Origin of the sequence: Pseudonocardia sp. CA-107938, assembly GCF_050936315.1 — a bacterium.
Classification (GTDB): domain Bacteria; phylum Actinomycetota; class Actinomycetes; order Mycobacteriales; family Pseudonocardiaceae; genus Pseudonocardia.
The window spans coordinates 2,534,109-2,546,600 of the sequence record NZ_JBNJNA010000001.1 but is presented as its reverse complement, the minus strand read 5'-3'; the positions used below and the strand labels follow the sequence as shown (position 1 = coordinate 2,546,600).

General features: G+C 75.8%; 11 protein-coding genes. 6 read left to right on the top strand and 5 right to left on the bottom strand.

From position 1 onward, the window contains the following. Positions 1-20 precede the first annotated feature (20 nt). The gene (locus ACQEVB_RS12895) at positions 21-566 is read left to right on the top strand and encodes a DUF1697 domain-containing protein (protein ID WP_432969550.1); all 546 of its coding nucleotides are present in this window, start codon (positions 21-23) and stop codon (positions 564-566) included. Positions 567-577: 11 nt separating this feature from the next. On the opposite strand, the gene ACQEVB_RS12890 is transcribed toward ACQEVB_RS12895, so the two are convergent. Both ACQEVB_RS12890 and ACQEVB_RS12885 read right to left on the bottom strand, forming a co-directional pair. Then, on the bottom strand, positions 578-964 hold the full coding sequence (locus tag ACQEVB_RS12890) for a RidA family protein (RefSeq protein ID WP_432969547.1): 387 nt from the start codon (positions 962-964) through the stop codon (positions 578-580). 31 nt (positions 965-995) lie between these two features. Then, positions 996-4,358: an ATP-dependent helicase gene (locus tag ACQEVB_RS12885; protein ID WP_432969544.1), complete on the bottom strand. Its 3,363-nt coding sequence runs from the start codon at positions 4,356-4,358 to the stop codon at positions 996-998. 68 nt (positions 4,359-4,426) lie between these two features. Between ACQEVB_RS12885 and ACQEVB_RS12880 the strand changes: the two genes are divergently transcribed. After that, entirely contained in the window at positions 4,427-5,569 is a 1,143-nt protein-coding gene (locus ACQEVB_RS12880; protein ID WP_432969541.1) for an esterase/lipase family protein, read from the top strand. 159 nt (positions 5,570-5,728) lie between these two features. Then, complete coding sequence (locus ACQEVB_RS12875) at positions 5,729-5,932, top strand: cold-shock protein (protein ID WP_432969538.1); 204 nt, start codon at positions 5,729-5,731, stop codon at positions 5,930-5,932. 60 nt (positions 5,933-5,992) lie between these two features. Here the strand turns inward: ACQEVB_RS12875 and ACQEVB_RS12870 are convergent, their stop codons facing one another. Then, positions 5,993-9,292: an ATP-dependent helicase gene (locus ACQEVB_RS12870; protein ID WP_432969535.1), complete on the bottom strand. Its 3,300-nt coding sequence runs from the start codon at positions 9,290-9,292 to the stop codon at positions 5,993-5,995. Between the two features lie 53 nt (positions 9,293-9,345). Here ACQEVB_RS12870 and ACQEVB_RS12865 point away from each other — a divergent pair, with 53 nt between their 5' ends. Both ACQEVB_RS12865 and ACQEVB_RS12860 read left to right on the top strand, forming a co-directional pair. Further along, a complete protein-coding gene (locus ACQEVB_RS12865) occupies positions 9,346-10,113 on the top strand; it encodes an alpha/beta fold hydrolase (protein WP_432969532.1) in 768 nt (255 codons plus the stop codon). Positions 10,114-10,121: 8 nt separating this feature from the next. Beyond that, positions 10,122-10,406 (top strand): MGMT family protein, encoded by a 285-nt coding sequence (locus tag ACQEVB_RS12860; RefSeq protein ID WP_432969529.1) that lies wholly within the window; start codon positions 10,122-10,124, stop codon positions 10,404-10,406. Here ACQEVB_RS12860 and ACQEVB_RS12855 read toward each other — a convergent pair. Next, positions 10,403-11,047, bottom strand: a complete 645-nt coding sequence (locus ACQEVB_RS12855; protein ID WP_432969526.1) for a winged helix-turn-helix transcriptional regulator — start codon at positions 11,045-11,047, stop codon at positions 10,403-10,405. The genes ACQEVB_RS12860 and ACQEVB_RS12855 overlap by 4 nt on opposite strands. Positions 11,048-11,100: 53 nt before the next feature. On the opposite strand from ACQEVB_RS12855, the gene ACQEVB_RS12850 reads away from it, so the two are divergent. Continuing rightward, the gene (locus tag ACQEVB_RS12850; RefSeq protein WP_432969523.1) at positions 11,101-11,667 is read left to right on the top strand and encodes a dihydrofolate reductase family protein; all 567 of its coding nucleotides are present in this window, start codon (positions 11,101-11,103) and stop codon (positions 11,665-11,667) included. 3 nt (positions 11,668-11,670) lie between these two features. Here the strand turns inward: ACQEVB_RS12850 and ACQEVB_RS12845 are convergent, their stop codons facing one another. Further along, entirely contained in the window at positions 11,671-12,468 is a 798-nt protein-coding gene (locus ACQEVB_RS12845; RefSeq protein WP_432969520.1) for an IclR family transcriptional regulator, read from the bottom strand. Positions 12,469-12,492 lie beyond the last annotated feature (24 nt).

Below are 12,492 nucleotides of genomic sequence, written 5' to 3'. Positions count from 1 at the left end.
TCACCGCGTAGCGTCGCGCCATGGCGCGCTACGCGATCCTGATCCGCGGCATCAACGTGGGCACCGCCAAGCGGGTGGCGATGGCCGACCTGCGCGCGCTGCTCGAGGAGCTCGGCTACACCGCCGTGAAAACGCATCTGAACAGCGGCAACGCCGTCGCGACCGGCCCGGAGGACGACCCCCTCGCGCAGGCCGCACGGATCGAGGAGGCGCTCGTCGCGCGGACCGGGGTCAGTGCGCGCGTCCTCGTCGTGACAGCAGACCACCTGCGTGCCGTGGCCGCCGGGAACCCGTACGCGGCCGAGATGGCGGCCGTGGAGAAGGGCGGCTCGCGGATGATGGCGCACCTGCTGCTCGTCGCCCCCGACCCGGCGCTGCTGGCCGAGCACGATCCGGCGGAGTTCGACCCCGGTCACGCGCAGGTAGGCGACCGCGTCATCTACCAGTGGTGCCCGGACGGACTGCTGGAGAGCCCGGACATGCACGGGTGGGCGAGCAAGCACCTCGGCGTCGAGGTCACCACGCGCAACTGGAACACGATCGCGAAGCTCGCCGACCTGCTCTGAACTGCTGTGGATCAGGCCGCCGCGATCACCTCGATCTCGACGAGCCAGTCCTCGGCGAGGGTCTGCGCGACGATCGCCGTCGTGGCCACGGCCCGTCCGCCCAGCGCCTTGACCCGGGCGGCGGCGTTCTCGGCGGCGTAGGCGGGATCGCGCAGGTAGCTGGTGACCCGCACGATGTCGTCGACGGTCAGGTCGGCCGCGGCGAGGATCCGCCGGATGTTCGACCAGACCAGCTCCAGCTGAGCCGCGAGATCCGCACCGGGCGTGCTGTCGGCGGCGAGCCCCATCGTCCCGCTGAGGTAGACGATGCGCTGCGGCTCGCGGACCTCGACGGCGTGCACCCAGTCGCCGCCCGTCGCGTAGACGCCGTCGTCGGGGTTGTGCGTGCGGATCTCCATGATCGCATCCTGGCCGCCGCGGCAACCGGTTTCAGCCCGCCGGCACGGACTCCAGCAGCGTGCGCAGGCCGTCGGCGTCGAGCAGGTCGGCAGGGCGCAGCGTCAGGTTGTGGCGGACGAAGTGGAACGCCGCCCGCACCCGTTCCGGCGGGCAGTCGGCGAGCGCCGCCCAGGCCAGGCGGTACGCGGCCAGCTGGACGGCCAGCGCCGGCACGCTCGCCTCGTCGGGCAGCGCACCGGTCTTCCAGTCGACGACCGTGAACCCGCCGTCCGGATCGGCGAACACCGCGTCCATCCGCCCGCGCACGCCGATCCCGGCAACGACGGTCTCGAACGGCACCTCGTACTCGATGGGTCGGCGCTCCGCCCACACCGAGGCGAGGTAGGCGTCCTGCAGGTCTTCGAGCGCGTCGTCGGACGCGGCACCGGAGTCGGCGGCGCCCGGGAGCTCGTCGAGGTCGAGGAGCTGGGCGGCGCCGAAGCGCTGCTCCAGCCAGGCGTGGAACGCGGTGCCGCGGCGAGCGTGCGGGTTGGGCGGCAGCGGCACGGGCCGCCGCAGTCGCGCGGCGAGGCCGGCCGGGTCGGCGGCGAGGTCGACGAGCTGGCTCACCGACAGCTGCGACGGCAGCGCGACGGTGGGCCGGGCCCGCGCAGCGGCGCGCTCGGCGAGCAGCACCTCGACGTCGGCGGCCCAGCCCTCGGGGTCCGCATCTTCGTCGAGAACGACGTTGTCGTGATCTGAATCGATTCGATTTCGCGACAACGTCGTTCTCGTCGCGTCCCCGGGGGCACCGAGCAGGCCCAGCTGCGTTCCGGGGTCGGCGTCCTCGAAGCGGGCCTCGTCCAGCGCCCGCAGCGCTGCCCTGACGCGGTCCGCGCCGGCGTGCACCTCCGGGGAGCGCGCACCCAGGGGGTCCGCCGGCCACACGCCCGTCGGCGGGTCGACGGTGGCGGGGTTGACCTCGCCGTCAGCGGGTTCGGGCGCCCACTGCTCCGGGGTGTGCACGGCCGCCAGCTCGGTGAGGAACTCCGACGGCTGCCGCGGCCGGTCCCCCGTCGCCGGCCACCGGTGCCCCGAGCACAGCAGCACCCGTTCCGCCCTGGTCAGGGCCACGTACGCGAGCCGGCGCTCCTCGGTCTTGCGGCGCTCGTCCAGCGCCGCGTCGTGCGCGGTGACGGCCGCCTCCATCTCCTTGCGGTCGCCGCCGTCGGGCAGGTCGAGCGCCGGCAGGTCGGCGAGGTCGCCGCGCAGGGCGGGCGGCAGCTCGGCGGGGTTGGTGAGCCAGGTGCCGCTGATCCGCCGGCCCGGGAACACCCCCGACACCAGGTGCGGCACCGCGACGACCTCCCACTCCAGGCCCTTCGCGGCGTGCACGGTGAGCACCTGCACGCGGTCGGTGGCGACCTCCACCTCGCCCGGGGTCAGCCCGTCCTCGGCGTGTTCGGCGGTGTCGAGGTAGTCCAGCAGCGCCGGCAGCGTCGCCACCTCCGCGCCGGCCGCGAACTCGGCGACGACGTCGGCGAACGCGTCCAGGTGCGCCCGCCCCACCGGCCCCGGACGGGCCGCGGTCTCGGCGTCGAGCAGCAGCATCCGCTCGGCGTCGGCGACGATGTCGGTGAGCGGGGCCGCGGCCCGTGACCGCAGCCACGTCAGCTCCCTGGCCAGCCGGGTGATCCGGGCGTACCCGGCCTCGGTGTAGGCCTCCGCAGGACCGGGGTCGTCCAGCGCGTCGACGAGCCCGGCCTGCTCCGCCTGCTCGCCGGGCAGCGCGCCGAGCGCCAGCTCCTCCGGGGTGAGCGGGCCGCGACGGGCGGGCAGGCTCGGCACGAGGTCGCGCGCCCGCGCCCACAGCGCGGCCAGGTCGGCGACGCCGAGCCGCCACCGCGCCCCGGTGAGCAACCGAGCCGCGGCCGGCCCGGCCAGCGGGTCGGCCACCAGCCGCAGCGCGCTGACCAGGTCGCGCACCTCCGGCGTGTCCAGCAACCCGCCCAGCCCCACGACCTCGACGGGCAGCCCGCGCGCCCGCAGCGCGGTCGCGATCCCGTCCATGTCGGCGCGCCGGCGCACCAGCACCGCCGACGTGGGCGGCGGCGCGCCGGTCGCCTCCGCGGTGTGCCAGTGCCCCGCGATGCCGTCGGCCAGCCACGCGATCTCGCTCGCGACGTCGGGCAGCAGGGCCACGCGCACGTCGGCGTCGGGCAGCTCCCGGCCCGCCCGCAGCTCCCCCACGGCCAGATCGGCGGTGGCGGCGTCCGGGGCCGCGCGCAGCGGCGCCGAGATCGCGTTGGCCAGGTCGAGCACCGCCTCCGGGTTGCGGAAGCTCGTGAGCAGGCCGTACGCGTCGGCCGGCACCCCGTCCGCGACGGGGAAGTCGGTGCGGAAGCGCACCAGGTTGCCGGCGCTCGCGCCGCGCCAGCCGTAGATCGACTGGCAGGGGTCGCCCACCGCGGTGACGGCGGGCCCGTCCGGTCGCACGTCGTCGCCGGGACGGGTGCCGAACAGGGCGCGCAGCAGCACGCGCTGGGCGTAGCCCGTGTCCTGGTACTCGTCGAGCAGCACGGCGCGGAACGTCGCCCGTTCCGTCGCGCCCACCTCGGGATGCGCGTCGGCGACGCGGGCGGCGATCGCGAGCTGGTCGGCGAAGTCGACGGCGCGCTCGGCCCGCTTGCGCGCCGTGAACGCCTCCACCAGCGGCAGCAGCACCGCGCGCTGGCGCTGCATGTCGATCCAGCGCTGGTACTTCTGCGACGGCTCGGCCCGCTGCCCCTTCGCGCGCGGCGCGTTCGCCAGCTGGTCGATCATGCGCTCGGCGTGGCGGTGGACAGCCTCGGGATCGACGAGGTGCTCGCCCAGCTCGCCCGCCAGCGCGAGCAGGCGCTCGGTGACGGTGGCCGGCACGATGTCGAGGTCCAGGTCGTCGCCCCAGCTCGTGACGACGCGGTGCGCGAGCTGCCACGACGCCGTCTGCGACAGCAGCCGCGCCGCCGGTTCGGCCGGCAGCCGCAGCGCGTGCTCGCCGACGAGGCGGCCGGCGTACGCGTGGTAGGTGGAGATCGTGGGCTCGCCGGCGAGCAGCTCGGCCTTGCGGGCACCCGAGGGGTCCAGGTCGTCGAGCAGGCGCGAGCCGGCCAGGCGGCGCAGCCGCGCCCGCACCCGCGCACCGAGCTGCTGCGCCGCCTTGCGGGTGAACGTCAGGCCCAGAACCTGCTCCGGGCGCACGGCACCCGTCGCCACCAGCCAGACCACACGCGCGGCCATCGTCTCCGTCTTGCCGGCCCCCGCCCCCGCGACGACCAGCGCCGGACGGGCGGGCGCAGCGATCACCGCGGCCTGCTCGTCGGTCGGCGGCGGCAGGCCCAGCGCATGCGCCAGCACGTGGGGGGTCAGCTCCACCGGCCCGTTCTACCCCAGTGACGGTGCGTCATCGGCGGAGGCGCACCGTCGTGCCTCACCATGGGAGTGTGCGCAGCGCGAGTGAGGCCGGCTCGTCCGCCCGTCTGGTGGCCGGGGCCGCGGGGGTGCTGGCCGCCACCGTGCAGGACACCCACGCCGCCATCGCCCGCCACCATCCCGTGCTGCGGCTGCTGCCGCGGCCGGTTCGCCGGGTCCAGCACACCGCGACGACGCTCGTGTACGGCTGCGTCCGGCTGGGCATCGCCGCCGTCGGCGCCGGCGCGGCGGCCGTGCTGGACGGCCGCGACTCCCGACCCTGGACGGGCTCGGCGCGCGGGCGCCGCCTCGCCGGCCTGGTCGACGGCGCGTTCGGCAGCCACCTCGACGCCGTGCGCTTCCCCGGGCTGGCCGGACCCATGGCCGTCCGCCTCGACGGCGCCGGGATCGCCGTCGACGCCGCGACGCTCGCGCGGCACCACCCCGCGGCCACCGGCCGGCTCGTCGTGCTGGTCCACGGGTTGATCGAGACGGAGGAATGGTGGCGCCCGGCACCGGACGCGGACGACTTCGGCGCCCGCCTCGCCGCGGACACCGGCGCGACCTGCGTGCGCGTGCGCTACAACAGCGGGCAGCCGATCACGCGCAGCGGCGCGGAGCTCGCCGAGCTGCTCGGTCGGCTCGTCGACGCCTGGCCGGTGCCGGTCGCGCGGATCGACCTCGTCGGCCACTCGATGGGCGGTCTCGTGGCCAGGTCCGCGCTCCAGCAGGCCACCGGAAGCTGGGCGTCCAGGGTGCGCCACCTCGTCTGCCTGGGTACCCCGCACCGCGGCTCACCGGTCGAGCGCGCCGCGCACGGTGCGGCCCTGCTGTTCACCCGGTTCGACGTCAGCCGGCCGGTCGGCGCCCTGCTCGACCTGCGCAGCGCCGGCATCAAGGACCTGCGGACGGGCATCGGCGACGCTCCCGTCCCCCCGACGGTTCGCCACCACGACCTCGCGGCCACCCTCAGCCGCACACCTGCGAGCCTGCTCGGGCGGGCGTTCGGCGACCTGCTCGTGCTCCCGTCCAGTGCCCTGACCTCCGTCACGCCCGGCGACTCCCGCGCCGTCGGGGGTCTCTCGCACCGCGATCTGCTCCACCACGACGCCGTCTACGCGACGCTGCGGGAGTGGCTGGGCAGCGAAGATCCACCGGACCGCGTATCGTGGTGACCTAGGTCGTTCGAGTTTCGGTTGTTCGTGTTCTGCACGGGTCGCGGGAACAGCGGAGGGTGCGGGCACGGCGTCACAGGGACGTCGAACGCTGTCGCACCGTCCGTGTTCGGCCGGGCGGCTGCGCAGTGCGGCCGCCCAAGGCCTGCAGGAGCAGACATGGCACAGGGCACGGTCAAGTGGTTCAACGGCGAGAAGGGCTTCGGCTTCATCGCCCAGGACGGCGGCGGCGCCGACGTCTTCGTCCACTACTCCTCGATCGACAGCAGCGGTTTCCGCAGCCTCGACGAGGGCCAGCGCGTCGAGTTCGAGATCGGTCAGGGCCAGAAGGGCCCCCAGGCGCAGAACGTGCGGGCCATCTGACCGCAGTTCCGCAGCTCGACAGGAGCCCGCTTCCCGCAAGGGAGGCGGGCTCCCGCCGTCTCACGGCTCCGGGACGGCCCGGCCCGACTCGTTGACCGGGCAGCTCGTGCGCACCGGGCAGCGATCGCAGTCGGGCCCCACGCGCGCGATGAACTGCTCCCCCGACGTCTCCACGCCGCACTGCAGCACGATCTGCTCCCAGCGGGCGAGCTCGTCGGCGTCCAGTGCCGGCTGGACCGGCTCCTTGGCCTCCCCGCTCGCCTTCTGGTCGGCGACGTAGACCAGCCGGGCGCCACCCGGCGGGCTCTCCTGGTCGAGCACCTCGCGGAACGCGCCCAGCGCGGCCGCGAGCTGGTACACCGCCAGCTGCGGGTGCTCGGCCGCGGCCTGCTTCGACAGCGCCGTCTTGCCCGTCTTCACGTCGATGACGACGGGCCGGCCGCTCGGGTCGACCTCCAGCCGGTCGACCCGCCCGCGCAACCGCAGCCGCGGCCCCACCTGCGGGGTCAGCTCGACCTGCACCGGGTGCTCAACCGCGACCAGCCGCAAGCCCTCGGCGCGGCTGCTGCGCACCCAGCCGTCGAACGCCGCCAGCATGCCGCGCACCCTCGCCAGCTCGCGGCGGGAGTACCACGGCGCACCCGCGTCGAGCCGCGCCCACGCCGAAGCCAGCGCCCCCTCCAGCTCTGAATCGGCGGCACCGGCCGCGCTGGCCTGCACCAGCGCGTGCACCAGCGAGCCGGTGACCGCGGCCAGCGCGCCCACGTCGCCGCCGCCGTGCCGCAGCAGCACCCACCGCAGCGGGCAGCGCAGGATCATCTCCACGTCCGACGGTGACACGGGCGTGACCGAGCCGGGCTCGTGCAGCGGGGCCGTGCTCGACACCGGGGGGACCCCGTACCAGTCGTCGGGGTGGGCGCCGGGCACCCCGGCGTCGGCGAGCCGGGCCAGCGCCGCGGCCGCGCGCGCCTGCCGCTCGGGCGGGGCCGACGGGTCGCACACCGCCCGCCGCAGCTCTCCTACCAGCTCCGGCAGCACCAGCGAGCGACCCGGCCGCGTGGCCACCCGCTCGCCCTGGCCGGCGGGTAGCGGGTCGAGCTCGTCGAGGAAGCGGGACGGCTGCTCGTCCTCCCCCTGCACGCCGCTGACCAGCAACGTGTGCCGCGCCCGCGAGCAGGCGACGTAGAACAGCCGCCGCTCCTCGGCCAGCACCGGCGCGATCCGGGACACGGCGGGCGAGTCGGGATCGGCCACGCCCGCCACCGCGTCGACGAGCCGCTCGTTGCCCAGCAGGCTGCCGCGCAGCCGCAGGTCGGGCCAGGTGCCCTCCTGCACACCGGGCACCGCGACGACCGTCCACTCCCGCCCGCGAGCGGCGTGCGCGGTGAGCAGCGCGACGGCTTCCCCCTGCGGGGCGCCCGGCGCCAGCGTGGTGCTGGGCAGGCCCTGGTCGGCGAGGTACTCGGTGAACCCGGCCAGGTCGGAGCCGGGCAGCCGGTCGGTGTGCCGGGCGGCGGCGTCGAAGAGGGCCAGCACGGCGTCGAGGTCGCGGTCGGCGGCCGCGCCGACGGGCCCGCCGCGGGCGCTGGCGTCGCTCCAGCGCTGCGCGAGCCCGCACGCCTGCCAGACCCGCCACAACACCTCCTCCGGGCTCTCGCCGTCGCGCGCGGCCTCGCCCGCGATCGCGAGCAGCGTGCCGACCCGGCGCAGCGGCGCGGTGTCGCTCTTCGGCAGCGCGGCCAGCGGGTCGGGCCGGCCGGCGACGGCCGCGCGCAGCGCCTGGACCAGCAGCGGATCGGAGGTGAGCCGCTCCGCACCTTCCGTTTCGGGGAAGGGCTCGGTGCCGCCTTCCCCGAGCCCCGCGTGCAGGCGCAGCAATCCGCGCCGCAGCCGGCGCATCCGCATCGGATCGGCCGAGCCGAGCGGCGAGGTGAGCAAGGCGGTGGCCGCGTCGGCGTCGATCTCCTGCGGACGAGTGGCGAAGCGCAGCACCATCAGCAGCGGCACGACCGCGGGTTGACGGGCCAGCGGCAGCTCGTCGGGCGGCGCCGCGATGGGCACCCCCGCGGCCAGCAGTGCGCGGCGCAGTGTCGGCAGCGAGCGGCGCGCCGACCGCGAGAGCACCGCCATCTCCGACCACGGCACCCCGTCGACGAGGTGCGCGCGACGCAGCTGGTCGGCCACCCACCCGGCCTCCTGCGCGGCCGACGTGAACACCCGGACGGAGACCGCGCCGTCGGGCACGTCGAGGTGCGGTGGCGGCATCCGCAGCCGGCCCTCGCCCGCACCGGGCAGCCGGGAAGCGAGTCGCGCGCACGCGGTGCGCACGGCCGCCCCACCCCGGTGGTCGACACCCAGCACCACGGTGGGCGCCTCCAGCGCGCGCATGCCCTCGGGATCGGCGCCCCGGAACGTCAGCACGGCCTGGTCCGGATCGCCCGCCAGCAGCACCGTGGTGGCGGTGGCGCCGAGCACCCGCACCAGCTCCATCTGCTGCGGGTCGAGGTCCTGCGCATCGTCGACGACCAGATGGCGCACCCGCTGCCGCTCCGCCGTGAGCAGCTCGGGGTCGGCGGCCAGCGCGTCGAGCGCGGCGGCCACCAGCTCGGCGGCGTCGAGCGCGGGCGCGGTGGCCTGCGGCGCGCCCCGCCCTGCGGCCCCGCGCAGCAAGGTGACCTGCTCGTACGTGCGGTAGAAGCGACCGGCAGCCCGCCAGGAGTCGACGTCGAACCGCTCCCCCAGCTCGGCCAGCTCCTCGGGGCCGAGACCGCGCTCGCCGGCCCGCAGCAGCAACTCGCGCAGCTCCGCGGCGAACCCGGGGAGCGGCAGGGCCGGCAGCAGCCGCTCCGGCCAACCCGAGTGCGGCACCACCGCCTCGACCTCGCCGGCCAGCAGGTCGCGCACCACGGCGTCCTGCTCGGCGCTCGCGAGCAGCCGTGGCGGCGGATCGGAGTTGCGCGCGGCATGCAGCCGCAGCACCCCGAACGCGTACGAGTGGACGGTGCGCACCAGCGGCTCGCGCGACGTGCGCTCGGCTGTGCTGATTCCGGGGCTGGACTCGCCGTGCACCAGCTCGCCGAGCCGTTCCCGCAGCTCGGCGGCCGCCCGCCGGCTCCCGACCAGCACGAGCGTGCGCGTCGGGTCGTCGCCCGCCCGCAGCCGCCGCGCGACCGCGGCCAGCAGCACGGTGGTCTTGCCCGTGCCCGGCCCGCCCAGCACCCGCAGCGGGCCCTGCGCGTGCTCGATCACCCGCAGCGCCGACGCGTCCCACTCCGGCTCGGCCACGACCGGCCGGGCACGCCGCACCAGGCCGGGCGCGAGGGCGGCCGGCCCGGGTGGGGGGCGATCGGTGCGGGGCACGGGAGGATTCGACCACGGGACACCGACAGGAACGTTCGTGGCACCATCGCGGCGTGCCGGAACCACTGAACGTCCGCTCCTTCGGCGACGGCAGGCCCGTCCTCGCACTGCACGGGGTCACCGGGCACGCGGAGCGCTGGAAGGTGCTCGCCGACGCCGTCCCCGGGGTCCGCTGGAACGCCGTCGACCTGCGCGGCCACGGCTACTCGCCGTGGACACCGCCGTGGAGCATCGAGCAGCACGTCGCCGACGCGCTGGCCGTGCTCGACGCGCTCGGCCTGGAGCGGGTTCCGGTGATCGGGCACTCCTACGGCGGCGCGATCGCGCTGCACCTGGCATGGGCGGCGCCGCACCGGGTCGACCGGCTGGTGCTGCTCGACCCGGCGCTGGGCCTCAACCCCGACGACATGCTGGAGGCCGCGGAGACCACCCGTCCCGACGAGACCTACCCCGACCGGGCGGCCGCGCGCGCCGACCGCGTCGAGCGCTGGGGCGGAGGCGTGCCGGACGAGCTGGTCGACGCCGAGCTCGACGCCCACCTCTACGAGGAGGACGGGCGGCTGCGCTACCGCTACTGCCGCTCGGCCGTCGTCACCGCGTGGAGCGAGATGGCCCGACCCGCCGTCGTGCCGCCGCCCGGCATCCCCACCCTGATCGTGCCGGCGAAGCAGGCCGACTACGTCTCGCCCGACTGGCTGGACGCCTGCCGCGGAGCGATCGGCGACGCGCTCACCGTCGTCGAGGTCGACGCCGGGCACATGGTCTACCTGGAACGCACGGCCGACGTCGCGGCAGCGGTCGGGCCGTTCCTGGCGCGCTGATGGCGGGTATGGACGAGGAGACCGTCGAACGGGTGCGGGCGGTCGTGCTGGCCATCCCACCCGGCGAGACCTCGACCTACGGGGAGGTCGCCGACCGGGCCGGGATCCCCGGCCGGTCCCGACTGGTGGGCCGCATCCTCGCCGAGGACGGCCACGACGTCCCGTGGCACCGCGTGCTGCGCGCCAACGGCACCTGCGCCCCGCACATCGCCGTCGAGCAGAGCGCGCGGTTGCGCGCCGAAGGCATCCTGCTGGTGGACGGCCGGCTGCCGCGGGAGCACCGCCGCCGTTAGCTGAGCGGCACGTGGAAGGTCGCGACGAAGTCGGCGAACGCCGCGCGGTCGCCCGTCAGCTCCACGGCACCTTCGGCGACCGCCGCGTCGGGCGCGATGCGGTGCGCGAGCACGTCGCGGAAACCGAGCCCGGCGTTGATCGTCAGGTCTGGTGCGGGATGGCTGCCGGGCCGCACGTCGACCCCGTGCTCGCCTGCGACGGCGTGCGCGATCGCGTCGCCCACGACGACCTGGTACGTGCGCGGCGGGGTGGGACCCGCGCCGACCCCCGACCGCAGCGCCGACACCAGCGCCGCCTCGGTGAACACCTCGCCGGGTCGGGGTTCGCGCATGTCGGCGGCGCCCCAGCGGGCGAGCGCGGCGAAGGCGGGCGCCAACGCCTCGGCCCGCTCGGTGGCGCGGTAGACGATCGCGCGGTCGGCGCCCCTGCGCGCCTCACGGACGACGAGCCCGTCCTGCTCGAACTCCTTGAGCCGGGTGGCGAGCATGTTCGTGGGGATGCCGGGCAGGCCGGCGAGCAGGTCGGAGTAGCGCCGAGGCCGGACCAGCAGGTCCCGCAGGATCAGCAGGGCCCACCGCTGCCCGAGCACCTCGGCGGCCCGGGCCAGGCCGCAGAACTGGCCGTATTCGCGGGATCGCACACTTCGAGCCTAGCACTTGACTGCACCGAGAGAAGCACGCTTCACTATTGCAAGTGACGACCCAACTCCTCTGCGATGTCTTCCTCAGCGTCGACGGCCACGGCCGCGGCACCCGCTCACCCGGCTACTTCGGCTACCTCGGCCCGGACCTCCAGCGCTGGATCGACGAGGAGGCGGCCCGCCCGCAGTGCCAGATCATGGGCAGGCGGACCTACGAAGCCTTCGAGACGCTGCCCGAGGAGGCGCGCGACGACGGCTACCGGCGGATGGTGCAGGCCCGCACCGTCGTCTTCTCGCGCACCCTCTCCGCCGTCACGTGGCCGGGCGCGACGCTGGTCGCCGACGACGCCCGCGACGCGATCCCGAAGCTCAAGGCGGACAGCGACGCCGACCTGCGCACGATCGGCAGCCTGTCGCTGGTGCGGCAGCTGCTCGACGCCGGGCACGTCGACCGGCTGCGGCTCATGGTGTTCCCGCTGATCGTCGGCGAGACCGGCGTGGAGCCCGTCTTCGCCGGCGTCGGCGATTCCGGCCTGGAACTGGTCGGGCACTCGGTGCTCGACGGGCGGATCGTGCTCTCGGAGTACCGCCGCGCGGGCGATCCGCCGTACGCCGGCTGACGTTCAGCGCGGCCCGCCCAGCCGCGCCGCCAGCGCCCGCGCCGTCCGCTCGACCTCCTCGGCCCGGGCCGGGCACTCGGGCATCTCCTCGACGGGGAAGGTGACGGCGACGCTCGCCACCGGGTGCTTGGCGTGGTCGAGCACCGCCGCGGCGACGGACGCGTAGCCGGGCGTCACCTCGTTCTCCTCGACGGCCCGGCCGGCCCGCCGCGTCTCCACGAGCAGCCTGCGCAGCGCGGACAGTGAGCGCGGCCCGGCCTCGTGGCGCTGCACGAACGTCGACGCATCCGGGAAGAGGGCCGCGACCTGCGCGGGCGGCATCGCGGCGAGCATCGCGCGGCCGCTCGCGGTGAGCTGGGCGGGCAGCCGCACCCCCACGTCGGTCACCAGCGGAGGGCGCCCCGGCGCCCGCTCCTCGATCACGTAGATGACCTCGCGACCGTGCAGCACGGCCATGTGCGCGGTGGCGCCGGTGCGGTCGGCCAGCCGCGCGACGGGCACCCGTGCGATCCGCTGCAGCGGCGCCTGCCGGGCGTAGCCGGTGCCGAGCTCGTGCGCGGCGACGCCGAGGCAGTAGCGGCGCTCGTCGACGAGGTGGACGACGAACCCTGCCGTCTCCAGCGCGGCGAGCAGCTCGTAGGTGGTGGAGCGGGGAAGCTGCAGGTCACGGGCGATCGCCGCGGCGGGGACGGGGCCGGCCTGCCGGGCCAGGTGCGCGAGGATCGCGAGCACCTCGTGCGCAGCGGGTGCCTTCACGGCGCCGAACCTACGCGGACGGCGCGGCACCCACCCCTCCACCATGAGTGCCGCGCGTCCGACAGGAAG

What these genes read in the sequence shown, in the direction of transcription:
- ACQEVB_RS12895 (WP_432969550.1), top strand. Translation starts at nt 21, where the DNA reads ATGGCGCGCTACGCGATCCTGATCCGCGGCATCAACGTGGGCACCGCC.
- ACQEVB_RS12890 (WP_432969547.1), bottom strand. Translation starts at nt 964, where the DNA reads ATGGAGATCCGCACGCACAACCCCGACGACGGCGTCTACGCGACGGGC.
- ACQEVB_RS12875 (WP_432969538.1), top strand. Translation starts at nt 5,729, where the DNA reads ATGGCACAGGGCACGGTCAAGTGGTTCAACGGCGAGAAGGGCTTCGGC.
- ACQEVB_RS12860 (WP_432969529.1), top strand. Translation starts at nt 10,122, where the DNA reads ATGGACGAGGAGACCGTCGAACGGGTGCGGGCGGTCGTGCTGGCCATC.
- ACQEVB_RS12845 (WP_432969520.1), bottom strand. Translation starts at nt 12,468, where the DNA reads ATGGTGGAGGGGTGGGTGCCGCGCCGTCCGCGTAGGTTCGGCGCCGTG.